The organism is Vibrio sp. Vb0667, from assembly GCF_033391095.1.
Genome location: NZ_JAWPOL010000196.1, coordinates 1 through 1,349 on the forward strand (window position 1 = coordinate 1; position 1,349 = coordinate 1,349).

2 protein-coding genes are annotated in these 1,349 nt (G+C 38.3%); one reads left to right on the plus strand and one right to left on the minus strand.

Translation table 11 applies throughout. From position 1 onward, the window contains the following. Positions 1-390: hypothetical protein (locus R8269_RS24560; protein WP_318222822.1), on the minus strand; the 390-nt coding region annotated here is incomplete at its 3' end. A gap of 529 nt (positions 391-919) precedes the next feature. Here R8269_RS24560 and R8269_RS24565 point away from each other — a divergent pair. Continuing rightward, entirely contained in the window at positions 920-1,249 is a 330-nt protein-coding gene (locus R8269_RS24565) for a hypothetical protein (protein WP_318222823.1), read from the plus strand. Positions 1,250-1,349 lie beyond the last annotated feature (100 nt).

The window sequence follows — 1,349 nt, forward strand, 5'->3', positions numbered from 1 at the left end:
TTCAATAAAGTCCTCAATTAAGGCTTTGGAATACTTATTTCCTCGATGCTCTTTCTTTACCTTTAGTTCGTGAATCACAATGAGACGATCTGGTTCTGGACAGATTCCCCAACGCATTGTTTCGTTACGTTTTGCGATGCTTTCTTTTAGCAAGTAATCATCATCAAGAATTTGGATAAAGTGGGCAATGCTGGCGTTAATGTTCAATAATTTATGACAGCTGATAGTACTCGAGGCTCTGGATAAATCTACGATGTAAAAGTCACACGTAGCGACTTCGGTCTCTTCTCCTTGGTCGACAAGAGCAAACATACTCGCTGTCATTACGTTGATACATGATTCAATATCATTTGAATAAGGAGCAGTTGTCAGGGCGTAGTTTATGATCATTGTTCTGTTCCTTTTCACTCGCTAGTAGCACAACGTCGTTTAATAAACGTGACGCGAACACTTAATTTGATGAGGTGTACCAAAATGACCTCCCTCAGATACTTTAATTAATTCATCGGGCTGTGTTGGCGGAGTGCTGACTCCCGCAATCTTCATACTCACCCCTTTTAAACTTTTTTTAAAATGTTTACAGAGCCAGTATTACTTACAGATATTGGGAGTCAATTTCTTATTATGGTTAGCGTTAATCGGATGGGTGAGCATTCCGATAACGGCCAACTGACAGCGCAGGATTTTTCACGTTTTTCCTATCTAAAACAGTGATCTATTGCACATTTTTATTACCATTATTCCAGAAGTTTAGAATTTTAATGTCGAGTAAAAATGCAAATAAACTGCGTTCTCCACACGACCAAATTTTTCTATTATGTGCAAATTAAAAAAGTGACATATGTCAAAGTTTGCATATTAAATCGCATTAATAATCGCCATCCCTTAAAGTTTTGACTTAACAACAAAAGGAGTAGATATGTTTGGCTTCTTTAAACGAAAAGCTTTAAAAAAAAGAGCCTTTAATCTATACAAAGAACTGGTATTTGGCAGGCTATATGAAGGCAACCGTTTTGGGCTAAATGCAGAAGACTTATGCAAAACAACAGGGCTTAATCTATTATCGACCCTCAATCTGATTCATAGACTTATAGCGACAGGATTGGTGGAGGAGTATGAGCTTGTTGATGTCGTTTGCTACCGAGCGGTGAGCGTGCCAATTTATCTAGATGACACCTCTCCGCCAAGCATTATTACCGATTATGTAAAACGTGCAATTGGCCGAGTTGATTTTAAAGGACTGGCTTAACCAACACTTTTTAAAACCGCCCCAAAAGGCGGTTTTGTCGTTTTGCACTGTCATTGCGTTTTCAACCATCAAGGCTGTATTGGATGTTTACTAAAAATTT